Source organism: Sandaracinaceae bacterium, from assembly GCA_016706685.1.
Classification (GTDB): domain Bacteria; phylum Myxococcota_A; class Polyangia; order Polyangiales; family Houyiibacteriaceae; genus JADJJE01.
In genome coordinates, this window is the sequence record JADJJE010000011.1 from 138,750 (window position 1) to 164,050 (window position 25,301).

General features: G+C 69.4%; 17 protein-coding genes. 8 read left to right on the forward strand and 9 right to left on the reverse strand.

Annotation, left to right across the window (positions count from 1 at the left end; genetic code table 11):
* Positions 1-3: 3 nt before the first annotated feature.
* From nrfD to IPI43_14065, 4 genes are read right to left on the reverse strand one after another with little or no spacing between them, the layout of a single operon-like run.
* Positions 4-1,467: a polysulfide reductase NrfD gene (gene nrfD, locus IPI43_14050; protein ID MBK7775230.1), complete on the reverse strand. Its 1,464-nt coding sequence runs from the start codon at positions 1,465-1,467 to the stop codon at positions 4-6.
* Positions 1,464-4,700 (reverse strand): 4Fe-4S dicluster domain-containing protein, encoded by a 3,237-nt coding sequence (locus IPI43_14055; protein MBK7775231.1) that lies wholly within the window; start codon positions 4,698-4,700, stop codon positions 1,464-1,466. Before IPI43_14055 ends, nrfD begins: the two co-directional genes overlap by 4 nt.
* On the reverse strand, positions 4,697-5,326 hold the full coding sequence (locus IPI43_14060) for a cytochrome c3 family protein (protein MBK7775232.1): 630 nt from the start codon (positions 5,324-5,326) through the stop codon (positions 4,697-4,699). Before IPI43_14060 ends, IPI43_14055 begins: the two co-directional genes overlap by 4 nt.
* Positions 5,327-5,366: 40 nt before the next feature.
* Positions 5,367-5,915 (reverse strand): hypothetical protein, encoded by a 549-nt coding sequence (locus IPI43_14065; GenBank protein MBK7775233.1) that lies wholly within the window; start codon positions 5,913-5,915, stop codon positions 5,367-5,369.
* Between the two features lie 414 nt (positions 5,916-6,329).
* On the opposite strand from IPI43_14065, the gene IPI43_14070 reads away from it, so the two are divergent.
* The 7 genes from IPI43_14070 (at position 6,330) to IPI43_14100 (ending at position 16,246) form a co-directional block, all read left to right on the forward strand.
* A complete protein-coding gene (locus IPI43_14070) occupies positions 6,330-8,438 on the forward strand; it encodes a protein kinase (GenBank protein ID MBK7775234.1) in 2,109 nt (702 codons plus the stop codon).
* Positions 8,439-8,573: 135 nt separating this feature from the next.
* Positions 8,574-10,166, forward strand: a complete 1,593-nt coding sequence (locus IPI43_14075; protein MBK7775235.1) for a phosphoglycerate dehydrogenase — start codon at positions 8,574-8,576, stop codon at positions 10,164-10,166.
* A gap of 21 nt (positions 10,167-10,187) precedes the next feature.
* Positions 10,188-11,495 (forward strand): ATP phosphoribosyltransferase regulatory subunit, encoded by a 1,308-nt coding sequence (locus tag IPI43_14080; protein ID MBK7775236.1) that lies wholly within the window; start codon positions 10,188-10,190, stop codon positions 11,493-11,495.
* Between the two features lie 64 nt (positions 11,496-11,559).
* The gene (locus tag IPI43_14085) at positions 11,560-12,840 is read left to right on the forward strand and encodes an adenylosuccinate synthase (protein ID MBK7775237.1); all 1,281 of its coding nucleotides are present in this window, start codon (positions 11,560-11,562) and stop codon (positions 12,838-12,840) included.
* 128 nt (positions 12,841-12,968) lie between these two features.
* Entirely contained in the window at positions 12,969-14,102 is a 1,134-nt protein-coding gene (locus IPI43_14090) for a nitronate monooxygenase (GenBank protein MBK7775238.1), read from the forward strand.
* 25 nt (positions 14,103-14,127) lie between these two features.
* A complete protein-coding gene (locus tag IPI43_14095) occupies positions 14,128-15,243 on the forward strand; it encodes an alpha/beta hydrolase (GenBank protein ID MBK7775239.1) in 1,116 nt (371 codons plus the stop codon).
* Positions 15,244-15,298: 55 nt separating this feature from the next.
* Complete coding sequence (locus IPI43_14100; GenBank protein MBK7775240.1) at positions 15,299-16,246, forward strand: hypothetical protein; 948 nt, start codon at positions 15,299-15,301, stop codon at positions 16,244-16,246.
* 27 nt (positions 16,247-16,273) lie between these two features.
* Here the strand turns inward: IPI43_14100 and moeB are convergent, their stop codons facing one another.
* From moeB to IPI43_14120, 4 genes are all read right to left on the reverse strand, one after another.
* Entirely contained in the window at positions 16,274-17,440 is a 1,167-nt protein-coding gene (gene moeB / locus IPI43_14105; protein MBK7775241.1) for a molybdopterin-synthase adenylyltransferase MoeB, read from the reverse strand.
* A 136-nt stretch (positions 17,441-17,576) separates the two neighbouring features.
* Positions 17,577-18,179, reverse strand: coding sequence for a sigma-70 family RNA polymerase sigma factor (locus IPI43_14110; protein MBK7775242.1), 603 nt, complete (start codon positions 18,177-18,179; stop codon positions 17,577-17,579).
* Between the two features lie 156 nt (positions 18,180-18,335).
* Positions 18,336-19,850, reverse strand: coding sequence for an NAD(P)H-hydrate dehydratase (locus tag IPI43_14115; GenBank protein MBK7775243.1), 1,515 nt, complete (start codon positions 19,848-19,850; stop codon positions 18,336-18,338).
* 3 nt (positions 19,851-19,853) lie between these two features.
* On the reverse strand, positions 19,854-22,007 hold the full coding sequence (locus IPI43_14120) for a hypothetical protein (GenBank protein MBK7775244.1): 2,154 nt from the start codon (positions 22,005-22,007) through the stop codon (positions 19,854-19,856).
* A 260-nt stretch (positions 22,008-22,267) separates the two neighbouring features.
* Between IPI43_14120 and IPI43_14125 the strand changes: the two genes are divergently transcribed.
* Positions 22,268-23,707, forward strand: coding sequence for a DUF3336 domain-containing protein (locus IPI43_14125; protein ID MBK7775245.1), 1,440 nt, complete (start codon positions 22,268-22,270; stop codon positions 23,705-23,707).
* Between the two features lie 720 nt (positions 23,708-24,427).
* Here the strand turns inward: IPI43_14125 and sucD are convergent.
* On the reverse strand, positions 24,428-25,300 hold the full coding sequence (gene sucD, locus IPI43_14130; GenBank protein ID MBK7775246.1) for a succinate--CoA ligase subunit alpha: 873 nt from the start codon (positions 25,298-25,300) through the stop codon (positions 24,428-24,430).
* Position 25,301 lies beyond the last annotated feature (1 nt).

Consider the following 25,301-nt stretch of genomic DNA (forward strand, 5'->3'; position numbering starts at 1 on the left):
GGCTCACTCCGCCGGGGCAGGCTCGGCCGACGCATGCGCATGCGCGTGGTCGTGCTCGTCGCCGTGGTGAAGGTTGGGATGGGCGCCAGGCAGGGTCGCCTTGAGCTCCGCGATGGCGATCATCGGGATCCAGCGCACGAAGAGGAGGAACAGCGTGAGGAAGAGTCCGAAGGTCCCCAGGTAGAGGCCCACGTCGATCCAGGTGGGGTGGAAGTTGCCCCACGAGCTGGGCAGGAAGTCCTGGGTGAGCGAGGTCACGATGATGACGAAGCGCTCGAACCACATGCCGATGTTGATGAGGATGGTGGCCACGAACATGATGGGCACGCTGGTGCGGCACTTCTGGAACCAGAAGATTTGCGGCACGAGGACGTTGCAGCCGATCATGGCCCAGTAGCTCCACCACAGAGGGCCCCAGTTGCCGAGGCTATCCGTCTGGGCGAAGCCCGCGCGGTTGTGGAGGAAGACCCACTGCTCGTAGGGGTTGCCGGAGTACCACGCGATGAAGAACTCCATGGCGTAGGCGTACCCGACGATCATCGAGGTGCCGAGCATGAACTTGTTCATCAAGTCCAGGTGCCGGATGTTCACCAGGTTGTGCATGCCGAACACGGCTCGCACGATGAGCATCATGGTCATGACGAGCGCGAAGCCCGAGAAGATGGCGCCGGCCACGAAGTACGGCGGGAAGATGGTGGTGTGCCAGCCGGGGATGACCGAGGTGGCGAAGTCGAAGGACACGACCGAGTGCACCGAGAGCACGAGCGGCGTGCTGATGCCCGCGAAGATGAGGTACGCGCGCTCGTAGTGCTGCCAGCCGCGGTGCGAGCCGCGCCAGCCGAGAGCCAGGAACCCGTAGATGCGGCGGCGCAGCATGGTCTCGGAGCGGTCGCGCAGGGTGGCGAAGTCCGGGATGAGGCCGACGAACCAGAAGATGACCGAGATGGTCAGGTACGTGTTCACGGCGAACACGTCCCACATGAGCGGCGACTTGAAGTTCGGCCACATCTGCATCTGGTTCGGGATCGGGAACAGGTAGTAGTCGAACCACGGCCGGCCCGTGTGCAGGGCCGGGAACATGGCGGCACAGAGCACCGCCATGACGGTCATGGCCTCGGCGAAGCGGTTGATGCTGGTGCGCCACTTCTGCCTGAACAGGAAGAGGATGGCCGAGATCAGCGTTCCGGCGTGGCCGATACCGATCCACCACACGAAGTTGGTGATGTCCCAACCCCAGTAGGCCGGCGCGTTGTTACCCCAGACGCCGATACCCATCGCGAGCAGATACGCGATGACGGCGGTCATCAGGCCGAGCAGGGACACCGAGGGCAGGAAGCAAATCCACCAGCCGCGGGGCGCCTTGTTCTCGGTGACACGGGACACGGCCTCCGTGATGTCGTGGACCGTGGTGCCTTGCGGGAGGAGATAGGTCTCGCCGATCTCGACAATGGGCTTGTCGTCGCTCATCCGTGCGCCTCCTGGCCTTCGCCAGCTGCATGTTCGCCATCACGTCCGCCGGTGGCGGGGAACGCGGGGTTCGGGTTGCGGATCTTTCCGAGGAAGGTCGTGCGGGGCTGCGTGCCGAGCTCGGCCAGCAGCTTGTAGCGACGGTCGCGCACGGCCAGCTGGGCCACACGGCTCTCGGGGTCGTTCAGGTCACCAAAGGTGATGGCCGCGGTGGGACAGGCGGACTGACAGGCGGTGACGATGTCGCCGTCGCGCATGACCCGCTGCTCGCGGCGAGCCGCGATGCGTGCGCCCTGGATGCGCTGCACGCAGTAGGAGCACTTCTCCATGACACCGCGCATGCGCACCGTGACGTTCGGGTTGAACGCCAGCTTGCGCTCCTCGGGGAAGTTCGCGACGTCCTGACCCGCGCGGAAGCCGAGGCCGGGGATGGCCGAGACACCCGTCTGCTCGTCGATGAGCTCGTCCAGGCGGACGTGCCAGTCGAGGTAGTTGAAGCGGCGCACCTTGTAGGGGCAGTTGTTCGCGCAGTAGCGCGTGCCGATGCAGCGGTTGTACGCCATGTCGTTCAAGCCCTCGGGGCTGTGAGCGGTGGCGTTCACCGGGCAGACATTCTCGCAGGGCGCCTCTTCGCAGTGCTGGCAGCCCACGGGCTGGAGCGCGATCTGCGGATTGTTGCTGTCCTCGCCCACGAAGTAGCGGTCGATGCGCATCCAGGCCATCTCGCGGCCACGCTCGACCTCGTACTTGCCGACGGCCGGGATGTTGTTCTCCGACTGGCAGGCCACCACGCAGGCGTTGCAGCCGGTGCAGGAGCTGAGGTCGATGACCATGCCCCACTTGTGGAGCACTGCGGGGAGCGTGCTGTCGGTGGGCTGCACGCGCTGGTCGTCGTAGTTCACCTGCCGCCAGAGCGGGTCGGTGCTCACGAACTCGACGGTACGGAAGGACGCGAACTGCGGCTCCTCCTTGTACTGGTCCAACGTGGCGTCGATCGCGATGGGGCGACCTTCCATGTTGTCGTGGGTCTGCGTCTGGACGACGTTGTAGTGGCCCGTGGCCTTCTCCACCGTGAAGCCAGAGCCGAAGTAGAAGCTCTCGCTGTCGCGCAGGGCCTCCACCCGGAAGCCGCCGCCCATTTTGTCTGCCGGGCGATGGTCGGCCACGGCAGCGTAGCGCCCCGCCTGCGTGCGACCGTAGCCCAGCGTGAGCGTGACGCTCTGATTGGCGTGGCCCGGGAGGATCCAGACCGGCAGCTCCACGCTGCGGTCGCCCTTGCTGATGCGGATGAGGTCCTGGGGACGCACGTTGAGTTCGTTGGCGAACTCGCGCGAGACCAGCGCCACGTTGTCCCAGACGATCTTCGTCATGGGGTCGGCCAGCTCTTGGGCCCACACGTTGTTGGCGTGCCGGCCATCCCACAGGGCGGCGTCCGGAACGAACTGCACTTCGATGCCCTCGACGGTGGCCGCCGTGCGCGAGAGCGCAGCGGTCAGCAGGCTGGCGTCGATGGCGGGCGTCTCGGCCGTGAGCGTGGAGCCGCGCACCACACCCGCGTGCAGCGCCGCGCGCCAGTCGCGCTCGAACGAAACTGGGTTGGTGGCCGAACGGAAGGTGCTGCGCACCACCGCGTGACCGCGCCAGTTGCGCTCACCCGCCACGCGGGCCAACAGCTCGAGCGCGCTGCGCGCTCCCCAGAGAGGCGCGATGAGCGGCTGCTGGATGGACACGGTGCCGTCGGCGGCGCGCTGATCGCCCCAGGTCTCGAGCTCGTGCGCGAGGGGAACCTGCCAGGTGCAGAGCGAGCCCGTCTCGTCGATGCCGTGGGCGAGGTGGACGGAGGTCAGTCCGTCGCGCCCGAGCAGGGCCGCGAAGTCCACGTCCGCCGGCGCGTCGTAGACCGGGTTGCCGCCCAGGATGAGCAGCGTATTGGCGCCCTCGATCTCGCTGACGAGCGCACGGATGCTCTCGAGGCTGCGCGGCTGCTCCGCGTCCAGCACGGCGTTCGTGAGCACCGTGGAGCCGATGGCCCCGAGGTGCGCGTTGATGGCGAGACCCAGCGCGTGCACGTGCGCGGGCTGGTTGCGGCCCACCAGCACGGCGGCTCCGCGACCAGCTTCACGGAGGTCGGCCGCGACGGCGCGAATCCACTCGGCGGGGATGCCGTCGGTGGCGGCGGCCTGCACACCGGGCACCTCGAGCGCTGCCCCGAGGGCGCGCGCGTAGGCATCCACACGCGTGGCCGGAAGGGCCAGGCGATGGTCGGCGGAACCACCCGTGATGGAGTGGGTGGCCTCCACCACGTAGAGACGGCTCATGGCCGAGTCGGGCGCGGTGATGGCGCGGCCGGGGCCGAACCCGCGGCCGTTGCGCACGGAGCCGGTCTCGAGGCCGAGGAAGTCACAGTCCAGGGAGAGGACCGTGCGCGCCCGCGACAGCTCGTAGTGCACGTGCATGGGCTGGCCGAGCAGCTGCCGGGTGCCTTCGCGCGAGTTGTCGTCGTTGACCGAGTCGTAGGTGTAGAGCTTGGCGGCCGGGAAGCGCGCGGCCAGGGCCGCGCGGATGCGCACCATGGACGGGCTGTTGGTGGCCTGAGCGAGCACACGCAGGCCGGCGCCGGTGCCCAGCCCGCCGATGAGCGTGCCGAAGGCCTCGTCGAACTCGGCGTAGGTCTTTGCCGTGCGGCCGTCGTCACCCCGGAGCGTGGGTTGATGCGCGCGGTCCGGGTCGTAGAGGTCCCACACCGCCACCTGGGCGCGGACGTCGGAGGCGCCACGGCTCGAGGGATGGAGCGGGTTGCCCTCCACCTTGGTGGGCCGACCGTCGTGGCTGGTGACCACGATGCCGAGCGCGTCGCCGTTGCGCTGCGTGACCGTCGCGAAGTGCGAGGGCACACCGGGCACGAGGGACTCGGGCGACTGGGCGTACGGCAGGATGTTGGCTTCGGGGCGACGTGCGCAGCCCTCGATGGCCACGGCCGCAGCGGCCGCGGTGCTGTACTGCATGAAGCTGCGACGCGACACGGGCGCGGAGAGCGCCTTGCCGGTCTTCTTCAGCAGGCCGTCCACGGCGAGGAAGCCACCGGGGCGCTCGGCCTCGGCGTCACGCTTCATCTGGGCGCGGGCGGCGGTCTCGTCGGCCTGGAGGGCGTCGAGCTCCTCGAGGCTGCGCCAGACCTTCAGCTTCCCCTGGGCAGGGGCGTCTTGGAACTCGTATGACTTGCGGCGACTCATCGGTGGCACCCTGAGCAGTGGGTCGGGGGATTGACCTCATCCACGTGGGCCACCCAGTTCTCGTCTGGCGCCCAATCCATGTTGGTGATCTCTGTGCGGGGCCGGAGGCCGGGCCCGGGATCGCGGTGGCAGTCCAGACACCAGCCCATGCTGATGGGCTGGTCGACCTGCACGACCTCCATCTGGTCGACGCGCCCATGACACGTCACGCAGCCCACGCCGGCCGCGAGGTGCACGCTGTGGTCGAAGAAGACCGTGTCCGGCACCTGGTGGACGCGCACCCACTCGACCGGCGCACCGGTCTCGAAGCTCTCACGGACGGGCGCGAGGCGCTCCGAGTCCGGGAGAACCTGGGTGTGGCAGCCCATGCACGTCTGCGTCGGCGGCACCATCGCTTCGTGCGAGCGCTCGACGTTGGCGTGGCAGTAGCGGCAGTCCATCTCCAGTTCGCCTGCATGCAGGCGGTGGCTGTACGGAACGGGCTGCTCGGGCGCGTAGCCAACCTGGAGGTTGTCGGGCGCCGCATAGTACCAAATCGCGCCCGTGAGCACGCCACCGCCTACGGTGGCTGCACCCGCGATCACGAGTGGCAAGAGATTCAGGTGTCGAGGAAAGATCTGCATGATGCCGTTCGTTGGTTGGCCTCCGCGTCAGCGGCGGCTCGCCCTAGTGAGAAGAAGGCGGCTCCTCGGACGAGGTGACTGGCTGGCGGGCAGAGAGCCCTGTCAGCTGGTGCACCTCCTCGGCGTGGGTCGGGCAATCTCGTGACAGGAGGGTAATCCGGACGCGAGCGGTGGAATCGGAGCTGTGGACTTCGACGTGACGGTGAAGGACCGCCGCGGCATCGGCCACGAAAGGTTGTGTGCGGGCCAGGTCGGCCTGAGAGGGGTCCTCGGTGTCCGCGCGAACGGCCACGAGCAGGCCTTGATGAAACTCGAAGCGCACGAAGGAGAAGTAGGAAGAGCCCTCTTCGCCCGCGGGCGGCGCCCACTCTACTGCAAGTTCCCCGTCCGCGTCGCCATCGGAATGCACTCGGAACTCTCCCGGCAACGAGAAACCACGGCGCAGCTCGGACGCGGTCATACCGAGCCGGGCACCATGGAACTCGCTGAGGTTTTCGGAGCGTTGCGAGGTCAGGCGAATCCAGGCCCAACCTGCCGGCACTGCCAGGGCCAGTGCCGCCGCGCCGAACCACCTCTTTTGGGAGGGGGTCATTCGTGCGCTTACCTTCTCTTGGTCTGTGCGGTCAGAGCGGCACCCGAAGGGAGTCCGCGTGTACCGGGGAGGGGCATGACCACGGGGGGTCGTCGTGTCGAGCTAGGGTCCATTTCTACGCGTGACAACGGGGGGTTGCGCGCGCAGGGGCCAGTCGGCGGGCCGTATATCGCTGCTCCGTCCCAGTCAGTCAAGTCGGACTGACATCCCGCCAGCGAAGGGAGGCCGACCATTGCTCGGAATAGCCTTGGATCTCTGGTGTTTCGTGCCCACTCGTTGCGCTCGATCACCATGTTTTTTCCTGCCTGACGATCGCCGGCTGTGTCGTGTGTCGTGTGGCAAGTTGTCGCAGCCTCCCGGTGCGAACTTTCGAGCCAGAACGGACGCCCTCTCAGGTATAGTGGCGGCACCGTGATGCCACCCGCCGACTCTCCCGAAGATGCGCGCTTCGGCCCGTATCGCCTCGTCGACCGCGTGGCGGTCGGGGGAATGGCGGAGGTGTTCCGGGCCATCGAGCCTCGCCCAGCCGGCGAAGACCGGGTCATCTGCGTGAAGCGCATGCTGCCGCACCTGGCCAGTGAGCCCGGTGCGCTGGCCATGTTCGAAGAGGAAGCGCGCCTCGGCGCCCACATCCGCCACCCCAACGTGGTGCAGATGCTGGGCTTCGGTGAGGCGGGCGGGCAACCCTACCTCGCGCTCGAGTACGTGCGCGGCTGCGACCTGTGGCGCCTGCTGCGCTGGGTGCAGCACCAGGGCCTCGGCCTGCCGCTCGAGACCTGCGTCTATGTGGTGCGCCAGATCTTGAAGGGCCTCGCCGCCGTCCACGAGGCGCGAGACGACGATGGCTTGCCGCTCGGGGTGGTGCATCGCGACGTGAGCCCCTCCAACGTGCTTCTCTCCGTGCACGGGGACGTGAAGCTGGGCGATCTCGGTATCGCGCAGAGCCACCTGCACGCGCACATACCCGCGCGCCACAGCGGCCGACGCATGGGCAAGCTGGGCTACCTCGCGCCCGAGCAGGTCACGGGCGCCGCGCTGGACGTGCGCACCGATCTGTTCGCCGTGGGCGTGATCGCGGCCGAGCTGCTCATGGGAGGCAAGCCCCTCTTCCGCGGGGGCAGCGAGCTCGCCATCCTGCTGGCCATCCGCGACGGAAACATCGACCAATTCGCGTCCACGGCCAAGAGCCTGCCGGAGCCCCTGCGCGCCTTCGTGGTGCACCTGCTGGCCGCTGCGCCCGATGCACGGCCGCACTCTGCCATGGAGGCACTCGCCGTGCTGGACGCGGTCATCGCCGGCGCGCACGTCGCCGAGACCGACGCCCCGGCCCGGAAGCAGTTCGGCGATCTGGTGGCGCATGCGACCGGAGAGTTCCTGAAGGTGACCGGCGAGTACCCGTTGCCCCTGCCGGACCACGAGAAGACTCCTCACTTCGATGTTGCCGCAGGCGAGGTCCCGCGCGGTGAAGGGCGCTTCTTCCCCACGCGCGATCCGCTGGCCGATGACCAACGCGAGACGCTCATCCCGGGCAGCAACGCGTGGCCGGCCGGCGCGGCCACCCCGCTAGACGTCCCGCGCGACTACGCGATCTGTGTGGCCGACACGTGGCGCTTCAGCCTGACCTACGCCGAAGTGGTGGAGTCCATCGCGCTCGGGCAACTGCAGGCCAGCGATCAGCTGCGCCTGCCCACGGGCGAGACGGTGTTGTTGCGCGAAGTCCCCGAGTTCCTGCGGCACGCGCGCCCGGGCTCGCTCGGGACGGTCACGCGCGATCAGCTCCCAGGCCTGCATCCCGCCACCAGCATCGCCGCCGAAGAAGGCGGGATCGTGGCCGCGCTGGGGCGCTCCATCCTCAACGGCGAGACTGGCTTGTGGCTGGCCGAGCAGGGGGCGGTCCGCAAAGAGATCTACGTCGTGGACGGGGCGCCGGTGCTGGTGGCCAGCAACATGGCGGGCGAGCTGCTGGGCGAGTACCTGGTGGCCCGCGGGGTGGTGTCTCGCGGCGAGCTCGACATGGCGCTGGCGGTGATGCCGCGCTTCGAGGGCAAGCTGGGCGACACGCTGGTGGCGCTCGGGCTGGTGGAGCCCGTGCACCTCTTCCAGCACATCGCGGCTCAGGTGGAAGAAAAGCTGCTCGAGACAGCGCTCTGGTCGAGCGGGGTGTTCAGCTTCTACCCCGGCGCCACGGCGCCGGGGGAGCGCTTCCCGCTGGCGTCGTCTCCCTGGGAGGTGCTGCTCGAGTCCACGCGCCGGCGCCTGCTGCACGGGCTGGACTCGGCCGACCTCGGCGATCCTGCGGGCGCCCGGCGCTGGGTGCTGGCGCGCACCCTGCCCCGCGCCCTCGCCACCGGCGCCGTGCCTGGACCCGTGAACATGGCCCTGACGCTGCTGCGGCAGCCGCGTCGCGCCGAAGACCTGATCGCGGCGATCGACGACCCCGACGGCCGTGACGTCGCGCGCGGCATGCGGGTTCTCACCCTGCTCGCGCACCTGGGCGTGTGCGTGCCGGACGAAGACGCCTGAATCGGCCGTTTTCGCGCGTTGCGAGGGCCACGGAGAGCGCACGAATCCACGCGCGTCACGCTTGACCCAAGGGGGTCAGACTGCTAGCAGTCCGGCCTCTGAACCCAGCCTTACGCGTGCTCAGAAGGAGTGACCATGGCGAACGTGAAAGTCCTCGTATCCGACAAACTCAGCGACGCGGGGCTCAAGGTGCTGCGCGGCATTCCCGGCCTCGAGGTCGAGTACAAGACGGGCATGAACGAAGAGCAGCTGTGCGCCGTCATCGGTGACTACCACGGCCTCATCATCCGCTCGGCCACCACCGTGACGCCGAAGGTCATCGCGGCCGCGGACAACCTCCGCGTGGTGGGTCGCGCCGGCATCGGCGTGGACAACGTGGACATCCCGGCTGCCAGCAAGCGCGGCATCGTGGTCATGAACACGCCCACCGGCAACGCGGTCACCACCGCCGAGCACGCCATCTCGCTGATGACGGCGCTGGCGCGCAAGATCCCCCAGGCCGTGGCCTCCATGAAGGCCGGCGCGTGGGAGAAGACCAAGTTCGAGGGTCGCGAGATGACCCACAAGACGCTCGGCGTCATCGGCCTCGGCAACATCGGCCGCATCGTGGTCACGCGCGCCCAGGGCCTGCAGATGAAGGTCATCGGCATGGACCCGGTCATGACCAAGGAGAAGGCCGCCAGCCTCGGCGTGGAGCTCGTGGGCTTCGACGAGCTGCTGGAGCGCTCGGACTTCATCACGCTGCACGTGCCGCTCACGCCGGACACGAAAGACCTCTTCAACGCGGCGGCCTTCGCCAAGATGAAGAAGGGCTCCATGCTCATCAACGCGGCGCGCGGTGGCATCGTGGACGAGCTGGCTCTGAAGGATGCGCTCGAGAGCGGGCAGCTCGGCGGCGCGGCCCTCGACGTGTTCGTGAAGGAGCCCATCGCCAAGGACCACCCCCTCCTCGGCGTGGAGAACGCCCTGCTCACGCCGCACCTCGGCGCGTCCACCAGCGAGGCGCAGGAGCGCGTGGCCGTGGAGATCGCGCAGCAGGTGGCCGAGTACCTCAAGGACAACGTCGTGAAGAACGCCGTGAACGTCCCTGCCCTGCCGGCCGAGACCGCGGAACAACTGGCCCCGTTCGTGAACCTGGCCAAGCAGCTGGGCGCGCTCCTCGGGCAGCTCGAGCCGGTGGACGTGCGCGAGTTCCGCGTCACCTGCACGGGTGTGGCCGGTGAGCTGGGCGTCACGCCCATCGCGCGCGGCGCCCTCGCCGGGTTCCTGCAGCAGCACCTGGAGGAGCCGGTCAACCCCATCTCCGCCCCGTTCGAAGCGCAGGAGCGCGGCATCAAGCTGGTGGAAATCCGCGACTCGGACACGCGCGGCTACACCACCACGGTGCGCGTCACGGTCACGGGCGAGCACGGCATCCACACGGCCACGGGCACCATCGGTCAGCGCGGCGAGCCGCGTCTCGTGGGCCTCGAGGGCTACGAGATCGACGCCGTCATGGGCGGCACCACGCTGGTCATGAAGAACCAGGATCGCCCGGGCGTCATCGGCGCCATCGGCACCATCATGGGCGCGCGGGGCATCAACGTCTCGCGCATGCAGGTCGGCCTCGACGAAGCCAAGGGCCAAGCGCTCGCGCTCTGGAACGTGGACGGCGACGTGCCGGCCGACGCGCTCGAGGCCGTGCGCGCCATCCCCAACGTCGAGTCCGTGCTCGTCGTCCGGCTCTGAGCGTCTAGAGAGATCATCAGCATGCCCCGCAAGGCGCCTCCTCCGGCCACAGTCGGCGACGAGCTCGGACCGCGGTCCGAGGGGGCGGTCTTGCATCCGGACGGCATGGCCCTGGCACCGCCGCGCGGCATGCGTGACGTGGTGCCGCCCACGTCCACTGGCCTGAAGCGCCTGCGCAGCGCCATCATGCGCGTGTTCGGCCTCTACGGGTACGACCGCGTCATCACGCCGCCCTTCGAGCTGGCCGAGGTGCTGGAGCGCGGGCTCGACTCGGTGGACCGGCGCGAGCTCATGCGCTTCGTGGAGCCGCACACCGGTGAGGTGGCGCTGTTGCGCCCGGACATGACGCCGCAGGTGGCGCGCATCGTGGCCACGCGGCTGTCGGACCGCCCCTCCCCCCACCGCCTCTGCTACGAGGGCACCGTGGTGCGCCGCATGCGGCACCGCGCCCGACGCAGGCAGCAGACGCTGCAGGCCGGCATCGAGTGCATCGGCTGGGGTGACGCGGGGGCCGACGTCGAGGTCCTGCGTGTGGCCGATGACGCCTGCCAGAAGGTGGGCCTGCGCGGTCACCAGTTCGAGCTGGCGCACGTGAACATCGCCGCCACCGTGCTGGACCTGGTGCCTGCCACCGCCCGCGCTGGCGTGGCCGATGCCCTGGCCCAGAAAGACGCGTTCTCCGTGGAGGCGCGCTTGCAGCAAGCCGGCGTGCCCGCTCGCGAGCGCACCCGGGTGTTGGCGCTCACGGAGCTCTACGGCGACGTCAGCATCCTGCCCATCGCCCGCAAGCGCTTCCCCAAGGGCCCCATCGCCGACGCCCTGCGCGAGCTCAGCGAGGTGGTGGACCGCGTGGGCAGCGCTGGCCTCGGCGCCACCGTCACGGTGGACCTCGGCGAGCTGCGCGGCCACTCGTACTACACTGGCGTCAGCGTCACGCTGCTGGCCGAGGGCCCCGGCGCGCCGCTGGGCACCGGCGGGCGCTACGACACGCTGCTGGCGCGCTTCGGCATGCCCGCCCCCGCCACCGGCTTCGCCTTCGACGTGGACAACGTGGCGTGGGCCCTGCGCGCGCAGGGCAACAGCCTGCTGGACGAGTCGCCGCTGCGCCTGGTCGTGGCGGGCGATGCGGCGCTGGCCGACGCCCTCGCCACCGAGCTGCGCTCCCTCGGCGTGCCAGCCTCCCGTGTGGAGGGGGCGCAGAAGCCGGCCCTCGAATACGCGGCCAGCTGGGACTACCCTCTGGTCGTCATCGCGGGCGCTCGCTCGCATCGTGTCGTTCGCGTCCGCGACGGCGCCACCCTGCGCGTCGCTGTCGGCGCCCGGACCTGATCCATTTGCTGACCTCGTTCGCCCACGTGGCGAGCGGCGCGGCGCTGTAGGAGCTACGAGTCAGATGCCTGCTTTGGTTATTGTAGGGGCCCAGTGGGGCGACGAGGGTAAGGGTAAGGTCGTCGACATCTACACCCCGTACGCCGATCTCGTGGTGCGCTACGCCGGTGGTGCCAACGCCGGTCACACCCTCGTGGTGAAGGGCGAGAAGCTCATCCTGCACCTCATCCCCAGCGGGATCCTGCACGACGGCCAGTGCGTCATCGCCCAGGGCACCGTGCTGGATCCCGAGGTGCTGCTGCGCGAGATCGACCAGCTCGAGGCGCGCGGCGTGGACTGCCAGTCGCGGCTCAAGGTGTCGGACCGCGCCCACGTGGTGCTGCCGCAACACAAGCTCATCGATGGCCTGCGCGAGACCGCCAAGGGCGACGACGCCATCGGCACCACCAAGCGGGGCATCGGGCCCACCTACGAAGACAAGGTCGGCCGGCGCGGCGTGCGCATGGGCGACCTGCGCAGCCGCGCGCGCCTCGAGCCCAAGCTCGTGGCCAACCTGGCGGCGTGGCGCCCGGTCATCGAAGCACACGGTGGCGAGGTGCCGGCCATCGAGCCCATCCTCGAGGCCTACCTGGCCATGGGGGCGCGCCTCGGCGACGCCATCTGCGACACCGCCCAGATCGTGGGCGACGCCGTCGACAAGGACCAGCGCATCCTGCTCGAGGGCGCGCAGGGCACCATGCTGGACATCGACCACGGCACGTACCCGTTCGTGACCAGCAGCAACGCCATCGCAGGCGGCGCCTGCGCGGGTGCGGGCATGGGGCCCACGGCCATCTCGCATGTGGTCGGCATCGCCAAGGCCTACGCCACGCGTGTGGGCGGCGGGCCCTTCCCCACCGAGCTGAACGACGCCACCGGGCAGCGGCTGCGCGACGTGGGCGTGGAGTACGGCAGCACCACGGGCCGGCCGCGGCGCTGCGGCTGGATGGACGCCGTGGCCCTGCGCCTGGCGGTGCGCGTCAACGGCATGACCGAGATCGCGCTCACCAAGCTGGACGTGCTGCGCGGCCTCGACACCCTGCAGATCTGCGTGGCCTACGACCTGGACGGCGAGCGCCTGAGCGTGCCGCCGTACGACGACCTCGAGCGCTGCACGCCCATCTACGAGAGCATGCCCGGCTTCAGCGAGGACATCTCGGGCTGCCGCGTGCGCGCCGACCTGCCGGAGACCGCGCGGAAGTACATCGAGCGCATCGAAGAGCTCGTGGGCTGCAAGGTGGGCATCATCAGCGTGGGGCCCGACCGCGAGGCCACCGCCGACGTGTCGAACCCCTTCGGCCGCTGAACCCCAGCGCTCCCCGAGCCTCGGCCACTCCTTGGATGACGGCGAGGCATCGGGTGCCTATTGACTTCGCATAGAACACGTTCTATACACTCTGTATACATGAGCGCACCAGCGCGCTGGAGGCACGAGTGAAGAACGAACTCTGTGAGAAGCTAGGCATCGAATTCCCCATCTTTGCGTTCAGTCACTGCCGTGACGTCGTCGCTGCGGTGAGCCGCGCGGGCGGCCTCGGCGTGCTCGGCGCGGTCGCGTTCAGCCCCGAGCAGCTCGAGCTCGAGCTGGCCTGGCTCGACCAGCACGTGGACGGCAAGCCCTACGGCCTCGACACGGTGATGCCGTACAAGTACGAGGGCCGCGAGCAGGGCGACCTCAGCCAGGCGCAGCTCGAGGCGATGATCCCGAAGGCGCATCAGGAGTGGCTCATCAAGCTGCTGCAGAAGCATGGCGTGCCCGAGATCCCGGCCAACGTGGAGAACACCCACGAGACGCTGCTGGGCTGGTCGCTCAGCGCCGGCACCGCGCACGTGGACATCGGCATGAAGCACCCCATCCGGCTCATCGCCAACGCGCTCGGGCCCCCGCCCGAAGAGGTGGTGACGCGTGCCCACAAGGAAGGCGTGCTCGTCGCCGCGTTGTGCGGCAGCGTGCGCCAGGCGCTCAAGCAGAAGGAAGCCGGCGTCGACATCATCATCGCGTCGGGCTACGAGGCCGGCGGCCACACCGGTGAGATCGGCTCCATGTCGCTCATCCCGCAGGTGGTGGACGCGGTCGGCGACACGCCCGTGCTGGGCGCAGGCGGCATGGGTGACGGCCGCCACCTGGCGGCGGCCATGGCGCTCGGCGCCTCTGGCATCTGGTGCGGCTCCGTGTGGCTCACCACCAACGAGTCCGACTGCGAGGACGCCCTCGTGGAGAAGATGCTCAAGGCCAGCGAGACCGACACGGTCCGGTCGCGCTGCATCAGCGGCAAGCCGGCCCGTCAGCTCATCACCACGTACACCAAGGCGTGGGAAGAGAAGGACTGCCCGGGCTACTTGCCCATGCCGCTCCAGGGTCTGCTCACGGCCGAGGCCGAGCGCCGCATCCGTCGCCACGCCAACACGGTGAACACCCCCGAGGCCGCCGATCTGCTGGGCACGCCCGTGGGCCAGGTGGTGGGCATGATGAAGACCCGCAAGCCCGCCGGCAAAGTCGTGTACGACTTCGTGGAAGGCTACATCGACGCGGTGGCGCGCTTGAACGCCATGCTGCCCGAAGAGTGAGCCGCCACCCCGGAAGCCGAAGCGCATGACCCTGACGCGGACCCTGCTGCACCTGCCCGAGCGCAACCTCCACATGAGCGCGCTCGTGGCGGGGGACGCGGGTCCGCTGGTGGTGCTCTGCCACGGCTTCCCGGGGCTGTCCTACAGCTACCGTCACCAGCTCACGGCGCTGGCGGCGGCGGGCTATCGCGCGGTGGCGCTGGACATGAAGGGCTACGGCCAGAGCGACCGGCCCTTGGCGCTCGAGGCGTACCAAGCGCGTGTGGTCTCCGATGACCTGGCCGCCGTGCTGGATGCGCTGGGCGCCGAGCGTGCGGTGTTCGTGGGCCACGACTTCGGTGCGAAGGCGGCGTTCTGCATGGCGCTGCATCACCCCGAGCGTGTCGCGGGTGTGGTGTCGTTGGCGGTTCCCTACGGCGTGCAGTTCGCGGGCGCGAAGGACGAAGACGGCGGGGCCAAGCGCAGCGCAGAGGGCGCCACCGCAGTGGGGAAAGCCCGCGCGGACGGCAGCACTGCGGAGGAGAAACCTCCAGCGGATGGCAAGAAGCGCGGCAAGCGTCCGAGCGAAGGCTACGCGGCCATCGCCAAGCGCCACTTCTTCCACATGCACTACTTCCAGACCGTGGGCCCCGCCGAGGCCGAGCTGGGCGCGCGTCCACGCGAGTTCCTGACACGCCTCTTCCACGCGCTGAGCGGCGCCGGACGCTTGCTGGACTGGTCGCGCTTCCCCGCCGAGGGCACCGGCTACCTGGACGTGCTCGAGGCCGCGCCGCCGCTTCCGTGGCCGTGGCTGAGCGACGCCGACATGGACGTCTACGTGAGCGAGTACACGCGAGGCCCGGTCGAGGCGCACTTCATCGGCGGCCTCAGTTGCTATCGCGTCACCGACCTCGACTGGGAGCACGACCCCGACTACGGACGCGTGCCCATCGAGTGCCCTGCCCTCTTCCTCTGCGGCGAGCGCGACCCCGTGCTGAAGATCGTCACCCCCGAGTCCATCTCCGGCATGACGCGACGCCTGCCCAACCTGGTGGGCAGCCACATCGTCCCCGGGGTGGGCCACTTCGTTCAGCAAGAGGCGCCCGAGGCCACCAACACCGCGCTGCTGGCGTTCTTGCGCGCGGTGGCTCCCGTGGGCTGAGTCACGCGGCGGTGGGCTTTCCCCCCGCCCCGCGGGCACGTATCTTGGCGGCTCGATGACCGACCACGTGAAGCCGCTCAGCTCGTACGAACACGTTGGCCGCATGCTGGCGCCGCGCCTCTTCCGCCACTTCTTGGTGGACCCCGAGGGCGCCGACATGCGTGAGGTGTTCGCGCGGCACCCGCAGCTTGTGATGGCCTTCAACCACGGCCCTGCGGCGGGTCCGATCTTGATCGTGGCGGGCTACCTGCGCTTCATCGAGCAGATCGGCGCAGGCGACCGGCGACACTTCGGCGTGACTTGGAAGGCGTTCTACGACCTGCCTGTGGTCAAGCACCTGGCGCGCTTCATCACGCAGACCGAAGAGGTGATGGACACGGCGGACTACGTGCGGCTGCTACGCGAGGGGGTCTACAACGACTTCATGGTGGCGCCCGAGGGCGACCACTGCGCCTTCGGCAACGGCTTCGACATCCAGCCCTTCGTGAGCCACGGGTTCGTGGAGATCGCAGTGCGTGCGGGCGTGCCCATCCTGGTGGCCTCGCATCAAGGCTCGGAGGCCTGGTCCGCCGAGCTCACGCTGCCGCAGGACGCCGTGCAGAGCCTGGGCCGCTGGCTCCCACAGCGCTGGCGCAAGCAGCTGGACCGCTCGGGCATCCTCTCGGTGCCGTGGGTCCCGTTCACGCCCATCGAGGCGTTCAAGCTGCGCTACGACCTGTACCAGCCCAAGGTCAGCATCGAGGCGCTGGACGCCGCCACCACCAAGGCCGAGCGCGCCGCGCTGCTCGAGCCCGACGCCGAGGCCGTGCGGCGTATCATGCAAGCAGGTGTGGAGCGCCTGCGCGAGCTGCCCGTCACCGCCGCCGACCGCGTGCACCCCGCTGACCCTCGCCCGGAAGGCGACATCGACGGCGAAGACCCCTTCCACGCCGACGACCTCTCGAGCGACCCGAACGAAGACGACCTCGACTCCCCCGAGCCAGACACGCTGCAAGGGGAGTGAGGTCGTCGGACCACCCGTGACGTCTCGTCAGACGCCCGCGCAGAAGCCTTCGTAGTCGATGTAGCTCGTGATGGTGGGGTTATCACCGCACACTGGACAGGTCTTGTCGTGCCGCAGCTTGAAGGTGCGGAACGCCATGTCGAGGCTGTCGTACTGCAGCAGGCGGCCGTTCAGCGGCTTGCCCACCCCGAGGATGATCTTGACCGCCTCGGTGGCCTGCAAGACGCCGATGACGCCGGGCAGCACGCCGAGAACACCGGCCTCGGCGCAGCTGGGCGCGAGGTGCGCCGGCGGCGGCTCCGGATACAAGCAGCGGTAGCACGGCCCGTCGTGCGGGATGAACGTGGTCACCTGCCCGTCGAAGCGGAAGATGCTGCCGTGCACCACGGGGATCTTCTTCCAGATGCTGGCGTCGTTCACCAGGTAGCGCGTGGGGAAGTTGTCGAGGCCGTCCACGATGACGTCCCAGCCCATGTCGAAGATGCGGTCGACGTTGCTGCTGTCGAGGCGCTCGTTGAACGGGATGATCTTCACGTCGGGGTTGAGGTTGCGGATGGTCTTGGCCGCAGACTCCACCTTGGGCGTGCCCACGCGATCCATGCCGTGGATGACCTGCCGCTGCAGGTTGCTGGCGTCCACGTGGTCGCCGTCGACGATGCCCAGCGTGCCCACGCCGGCCGCAGCCAGGTAGAGCGCCGCCGGAGCGCCGAGACCACCGGCGCCGAGAAGCAGCACGCGCGCCTCCAGCAGCTTCTGCTGCCCCTTCTCGCCCACCTCGGGCAAGAGTAAGTGGCGCGAGTAGCGGTCCAGCTGCTCGTCCGTGAAGGCGAACGGCGACGTGATGGGGAAGCCCTTGTCCTTCCACTGGCCGTAGCCCGGGTTGGCGGACTCCACGTCGGTGTAGCCCAGGTCCTGGAGGGCCTTCGCCGCGAACGCGCTGCGCACGCCACCCGCGCAGTAGACCACTAGCTTCGCGTCCTTGTTGGGGAGCTTCGAGCCGGCCTGCATCTCGAGGAAGCCGCGCGGGAGGTGCACTGCGTCCGGGATGAACCCCTGGCGCCACTCGTCCTTCTCGCGCACGTCCACGAGCGTGATCTTCTCACCCGCGCTGATGCGAGCGTTGAGGTCTTCGAGAGTGACCTGCTTGATCTGGCCCTTGGCCTCTTGCAGGAGGTCCGCGTACGTCTTCGCCATCTTCGCTCTGCTCCGTTCCGAGTCCGATTGGCGGCCAGTATGAAGGGCCGCGCCACTCCGTCAACGTTCTGTTCGTGGGGTGAGAGTCGAGGGCCCACGACGGTCGTTACGAGCGGCGCCGGAGCGCGCGGACGCGTCAGCAGGCCATCGCCGGGCTGGGCTCGCTGACGTAGCCCTCCTCGAAGGCGTAGCCGCGCAGCTGCTCGCGGAGCGCACGCCGCCCTCGATGCAGACGCGACATGATGGTGCCGATGGGGCAGCCGAGCAGCTCGGCGGCCTCCTGGTAGGAGCGCTCTTCCACGTCCACCAGCTCGACGGCGCTGCGGAACTCGGGCCGAATGGTCTCGAGCGCGGCGCGCACTTCGTCGCCCAGCGCGTCCTTGGCCGAGGCGGCGGGCTCGAGCGGCAGCGCCACCTCGTGGCTGGGCTGCGTGTGCACCTCGAGGGCCACGCGCTCCATGATCTCGCGCTCGCGGCGGCGGCGGCGATAGCCCGTGATGAAGGTGTTCATCAGGATGCGGTGCATCCACGCACGGGCGTTGGTGCCCTTCTGGAAGCGGTGCCAGAACACCCACGCGCGGGCGAGCGTGTCCTGCAGCAGGTCGTCCGCCTCGGTGCGAGAGCGGGTGAGGCGCACGGCGGTGCCGTACAGCTCGGGCACGTGCGGGCGAATCGACGCGTCGTAGTCAGAGCGGTCGATGTTCTCGACGAGGCGGAGGGCGGTGGTGGAGGTCTGCATGCCAGCACCTAGAGCAAGGTCGGTGCCAGGCCCTCGCCACGCGCCCAAGCCGTTGAAATCAAACGACTCACGCGGAGTGAGGGCGCGCTCTCACGGGGGCTGCGAGCGCCAGCTTGTCCACTCTCGCCCACGCCCCCGTGTCAGCTTGTCAGCTGGTCAGCGCTCCGCGAGCACTTTCGGAACGGCGTGCGCCAGCTCCGATGCCAGCAGCCCGCGGTCCCCCGTGGCCGCGCGCTCGCCCGCCAGGGCGTGCAGCAGGACGCCGGCACAGGCGGCCTCGAACGCGGGGATCCCCGAGGCCAGCAGCGCGCCGATCAGCCCGGCCAACACGTCGCCCGTGCCACCCGTGCCCATGGCGGGCGTGCCGTGCGTGCACACGCAGAGACCCCGGCCGGCCTGCGCCACCAGCGTGCCCTCACCCTTCAGCACCACCACTTGACCGCTGCGCGCGGCCAGCGCTTCCACGGACGCGTAGCGCCCCGCTTGAACGGACGCGGTGTCCACGCCCAACAGCCGCGCTGCTTCGCCCGGGTGGGGCGTGAGCACACGGGGCCCGGCCGCGCTGCGCAGCTCGGCGAGGCCCCCCGCGCTCTCGGCCAGCAGGGTCAGCGCGTCGGCGTCCAGCACGCACGGCGGCGCGAGCCGTGGCAGCAGCTCGGTCACCAGGGCGCGCGCCGGTGGCGAGAACCCCAGCCCCGGGCCCACCACGAGCGCGCGCTTGTCGGCGAGCAGCCGCTGGGCGGCCTCCTGGTCTTGCGGCAGGGCTGCGGTCATCAGCTCCACGGTCTTGTGCTCGAGCACGGCGCGGCCCCCCTCGGGCGCCACCAGCGTGACGAGGCCTGCCCCACCCCGCAGTGCCCCGAGACCGGCGAGGAACGCCGCGCCCGTCTTGCCCGCGTCACCGCCCACGATGGCCACGTGCCCGGCGCTGCCCTTGTGAGCGTCGGGGGTGCGTGGGGGCACCAGCACGCGAAGGTCGGCGGCCTCGAGGACGTGATCGGGCGCGTCGCGGCCCACGGGCACGCCGATGTCGGCCACCCACACGCGCCCGGCATGCGTGCGCCCCGGACGCTGCACCAGGCCCCGCTTGTGCGCGCCGAAGGTGATGGTGGTGGTGGCGTGAATGGCAGTGCCCAGCACGGCACCCGTGTCGGCGTCCACGCCGCTCGGCAGGTCGAGCGCCACCTTGGGCACCAACGCCGCGTTCATAGCCAGAAGCACCGCCGCCCACGCGCCGCTCACATCACGCGCCAGCCCCGTGCCGAAGACACCATCCACCACCAAGGTGGCGGAGCGCAGCGCGTCGGCCAGCACATCTTGCTGCTCTGGCGCGATGACCGTGGTGGCAATGCCCAGCGGGGCGAGCACGTGCCAGTTGATGCGCGCATCGCCGGCCAGGTGACCGAGCTCTCCGTCGGGCACCACCAGCAGCGCACGCGGTGTGTGCCCCACCCGCGCCAAGTGCCGCGCCACGACCCACGCGTCACCGCCGTTCTGGCCGGGCCCGCCCACCAGCAGCACGCGCTCCAGCGAGGCCGCGTGCTCGCGCGCGATGACCTCGAACGCGCCGCGTCCCGCGCTCTCCATGAGCACCACCCCCGGCACGCCCATCCCTTCGATGGCGTGCCGGTCGGCCTCACGAGCGGCGGCGCGCGTCAGCAGCGGGAGCATGGCTCAGCGCGCGCGCGGACGTGGGCGCGGCCGCGTGACGGGCGGCGGCGGCGGCTGGTTGGCAGGGTGCTGGGGCCCGAGCGACGGGCGCAGCGCATCGAGCTCTTGCTGCGTAGTCGTGGCGCCGGCGGCATCGCCCGCAGCCGAGCGCGCGGCCGCGAGCAGCATCAAGGCGATGGCGGTGCGCGCGTGGGCGCTGCCGTGCAGGCGCACGCTCACCTCTTGTGCCGTGTTGCAGGCCGCGAGCGTGGCGGTGTCCGTGGGTGCGATGCGCACGCGTCGGGCGCAGTCGCCCACTGCCGCGATGGAGGCCACCGAGTCGTCCCAGCGGTTGGCGGAAGCTGCCCCCGGGTAGCTCTGACGCACGCTCTCGAACGAGACGTCGTGCTGCGCGAGGGTGGTGCCACCACGCGCCATCGCCTCGAGCGCGTGCGCAAACGTGCCGGGACAGCTGCTCGCAGAAAGCGGCCCGACGCACGTGCCACGGGCCGCCTCGAACGACGCGTCCCAGCGACCCAGCACGCCCAGCACCTGCGCGCGCGCGGCCCCGAACTGAGTGACGTCCACGTCGCCCCACGAGCGGCCCTCGAGGTCCGCGAGCGCTTGCTCCCCGCGACCGAGGCGCGCCTCGGCCACCTGCATGCACGTGAAGGCGGCGTACGACACGTCGGTGCAGCTCTGGCCCTGGTCGGCCGCCATGGAAGCCGCCACACGGGCCTCTTCGGCGAAGCCCCACTCGAGGTGGTGCTCGCACAACCCGGCCGCCAGCCCACACATCCCGGAGAACACGTCGGGCCGCAGGTAGTACTCCACGCTCTCGGCGTGCGCCCGGTCGCCCTCGATGCTGGTGTTCAGCAGCGTGATGGCGTCTTGATAGCGCCCCAGCGACAAGTACGCGCCGGACAGCGCCAGCAGGCCGCGCTTGCGCGAGTCGCGGTCGTCCAGCCCCTTCATGCGCTCCACGTTGGGCTCGAGCGAGAGCACGACCTCCGCCGGGGTCTCGTAGGTGGAGCGGTCGATCTGGCTGATGAGCTCCCACGGGGACTCGATGCCCACGTCGGTCATGGCCGGGGCAATTTCCGAGCTGGACCGCCGCGCATAGGCGATCAGCGAGCTGACGCGCGTGTCGCTCGCGCGCGCCACGACCTCGTATCCGTCGGACCGCTCTTCCACACGAATGGCGCGCAGTGCTGCCGTGAGCACCTCACGGGGTTCCTCGGGGATGTCGTAGATCTGCACCGCTGCAGTCGCGATCTCGAGGTACATGCGGAGCAGCTCGCGCCACATGATGGAGCGGTCCTCGTCCGAGATGGTCACGCGGCTGCGGAAGTCGTAGCCGCCTTCGTTGTGGGAGATGCGCACCGTCGACGAGACCATGCCGCGCATGGTGATCTTCGAGACCTCGAGGAACAGGACGACGGTCTGGTTGATCATCTCGTCCATCTGCGACGCAAAGTCGCCGAACTCCGGGACGGGATTGGCGTTGGGGTCTGCGGCCTCACCCGCGGCGACCGCCGCCGTGCGGGCCGCTTCTTGCTCGCGACGACGCGCCCGCGCCTCGTCCAGCTCGGCCCGCGCGCGCTCCCCGTGCTGCTCCACCCATGCCGCATAGCCAGGCGCCGCGTAGTCGGCGACGTAGCTGAGGATGGGCGCCGACTCACCAGGCCCAGCCGCGGCCAGCATGCCGAGCACGTCGGACGCGGGCCCCGGCTCCTGCGTCAGCAGCGAGTCCAGCACGGGCTCGAGCGTCACCACGCAGATGCGATCGCGCCGAAGCATGGCCACACCGTTCAGCACACCCAGCTGATAGCCGCGCACCTCTCGCCGCTCCTGCCCCTCGAGCGCGGTGTCGCACAGCGATGCGGCCTCGCCCTCGATGACGGCCACCGCGCGCGGCAGCTTACCGTGCAGCCACTGGGCGATGGGCACCCACGCGGGCGGCGTTACGAACTCGGCCTCCGGGTCGGGCTCGGGGTAGCTCGGGGCGTCGATGAAGCCGCCCATGACCGCCACCATGCGGTCCGTGTCCCGGAAGTAGCGTTGGGTGTCCTCGGGCGCGCCGGCCGCCGTCATGGACTCCTCGATCGCCTGCCAGTGCGGCGTGGCCCGCAGCGCACGCATGTCCACGCGCACGCCCAGGAACGCGTCGTTGGGCATGAGCTCCAGCAAGGCTTGCTCTTCTGCTGGGAGGCGCGGTCGCGGGGCGCCACCCGACGCACAGCTGGCGCCGAATGCACCCAGGACAAGACAGCTGACCACCCCGATCGCCGAACTTCGCTTCATCATGTGGATACGTGACTCCTCTAGCGGGCATGGGCCCAACGCGAGTCCGTGTTATCGCACCCCGAAGCGCGACGCTCAATGATCTCTTCCGTTGGCCCCGAACATATCGTGCGCGTCTGTTATCTTCGGGCCGCATGCCCCCGCTGACCACCCGCGACCCCGAGACGTACGATCAGTGGGTCGAGCGCACGCGCGCCGCAGCCGATGCGGACGAAATCGAGGCCTTTCGCCGCGATTCGGCGTCGGACGTCTACGACGCTGGCCTGTTGCAGGAGCACACCACGCTGCTGCAGCGGGCCCGCGAGAAGCGGCGCGCCGCCGAGCTCACCAAGCTGCTGCAGGAGGCGCTGTATCGCCACCTGGGCGAGCTCGCCGACGCCCGCCTCTACGAACGCACGCCGCTGGGCACCAAATACGTGGTGGAGCGGTTCTACGAAGAGTGCCTGCTCGCCATCGACTACCTGTCGAATCCGGATCAGACGGGGCTCCCGCCCGACGAGACCCTGGCCCGCTTCCAGCGCGCGGCCCATGGCTTCGGGCGCTCGGCGCTCTTGCTCTCGGGCGGCGCCAGCCTCGGCTTCTTCCACATGGGCGTCATCAAGTGCCTGTTCGAGCACGACCTCCTGCCCGACGTGCTCTCCGGGGCGTCGATGGGTGCCATGGTCGCCTGCGGCATCGCCTCGCGCACGGACGCCGAGCTGCGCGAGCTGTTCACGGACTGGAGCCTGCTGCGCACCGACGCGCTGTCACGTAAGCCCGTGACCGACGCCCTGCGCGACAAGGCGGTCTACGACCCGGTTCGCCTGAGCGAGGTCATCAAGCACAACAACGGCGACTACACCTTCGCGCAGGCCTTCGAGCGCAGCGGGCGGGCGGTCAACGTGAGCATCTCGCCCACGCGCACCCGCCAGAAGCCGCGGGTGCTCAACCACCTGACCACGCCGGACGTCACGCTGCTGAGCGCCGCCATCGCGTCCAGCTCGGTGCCCGGAGCGTTCCCGCCCGCCACGCTCATGGAGCGTCAGCCGGACGGCCGTGACGTCCCCTACATGCCGAGCGAGCTGTGGATCGACGGGTCGTTCAAGGGCGACCTGCCCATGCGGCGCATCAGTCGCCTGCACAACGTGAACCACTTCATCGTGAGCCAGGTGAACCCCCACGTGGCCCCGGTGCGGCGGGTCACGCGTCGGCGCGGCGTCCTGCCCTTCGTGGCGGGCATGGCGGCCAGCACCCTGCGGGTGCAGCTCACGCACCAGCTGCACATGGCGCGCAGCGTGGCCCAGCACACCCCGCTCTACCGCCCGCTCGACCTGGCTCACTCGCTGGCCGACCAGAGCTACAGCGGTGACATCGACATCCACCCTCGGCTCCGGGCCGGAGCGCTGCTGCGCACCTTCGCCAACATCAGCCGCGCCGAGCTGGACATGCACATCCTCGAGGGCGAGCGCGCTGTGTGGCCGCTGCTGGCCCGCATCCGTGATCAGACGTGTGTGTCGCGCGCGCTGGACAAGGCGATCCGTGAGCTGGAACAGCGGCAGGCCAAGGGGAGTGTGCCGAGTCGGGGGCTGGTGTAACGAGGGCTGCCCAGACGCTTCGATGACGTTGGCGTCTATCGACTCGTCACAAGTCGATGGCGACCGAGGGAAGGTCTGGGAGGTTCTTCGTGGGCTCTGGCTGTCGAGGAATCCAACATGTTTCAAGGCACTTGGGCACCCCCGGCTGAAGCCGAGGGCAGCAAACCAGGCCCGGACCACCTGAAAGTCCCCGCGAGGGGGACTAACTGGTGGAAAGGTTGGTGACCGGCCTACCAAGGTTACCCGGACCCCACAGAGGGAGGCGGCTGGAACGGCTGCGTCCGGGTCCCTTGGGTAGAGCACACCCTGCTCCCAGCCACGTAGTCCGCGCCGACAGGCGGGGACTTTAGGACTATCCATGCGTAGTTTGCTGCCCTCGGCTTCAGCCGGGGGTGCCCCAATTCGCCTTCCCAGAAGCCGATTCGGCTTGCCGGTCACCACCCAGGACTTGTGACGAGTCGATAGACGTTGGCGTTGACGTGAACTTTGACGGCGACGGCGACGGCGACGACCTCTGCGCCACCGGCACTACCAAACACACGTGGACGATATGGAACGCGGCCGCGCCCCATGAGTGAAGGTGCTTCCGTCGCCGTCGCCGTCGCCGTCAAGGACAACGCTCACGTCAACGGCATCGTCGACGTGGCCGTGGTCGCTAGCTATGGACGGAATGCGAGAGCCCCCGAGAGTGGCGCTCTCGGGGGCCCTTGCATTCCTGCCCTACTTCAGCAGCGAAGCGAGCGTGGTGCCCATGTCCGAAGGGGTCGGTGCGACCTTCACGCCAGCCGCCTCGAGCGCTTCGATCTTGGCATCTGCCGTGCCCTTGCCGCCCGAGATGATGGCGCCGGCATGGCCCATGCGCTTGCCCGGAGGGGCCGTGCGGCCCGCGATGAAGCCGGCCACGGGCTTGGTGAAGTTGTCCTTGATCCAGGCCGCCGCGAGTTCTTCCGCGTTGCCGCCGATCTCGCCGATGAGGATGATGGCATCCGTCTCGGAGTCCGCCTCGAACATGGCCAGGATGTCGATGAAGTCGGTGCCCGCGATGGGGTCGCCGCCGACGCCCACCGCGGTGGACTGACCGATGCCGAGCGCCGTGAGCTGACCCACGGCCTCATAGGTGAGCGTGCCCGACTTGGACACGACGCCGATGCGGCCCTTCTTGTGGATGTGCCCCGGCATGATGCCGATCTTGCACTCGTCCGGCGTGATGACGCCCGGGCAGTTGGGCCCGATGAGCCGGGTGGCCTTCTGGCCGTCCAGCATGCGGCGCACCTTGAGCATGTCCATGACGGGGATGCCCTCGGTGATGCAGATGGCGAGGGGCATCTGCGCCTCGACGCACTCGAGGATGGCGTCGGCCGCGAACGGAGGCGGCACGAAGATGCAGCTCGCGTTGGCGCCGGTGGCCGCCATGGCCTGCTCCACGGTGTCGAAGATGGGCACGCCCAGGACTTCGCTGCCGCCGCGACCGGGCGTCACGCCGCCGACCACGTTGGTTCCGTACTTGATGCACTGCTCGGTGTGGAACTGCCCGGTCTTGCCGGTGATCCCCTGAACGATCAGCTTGGTGTCTTTGTTGACGAGGATACTCATC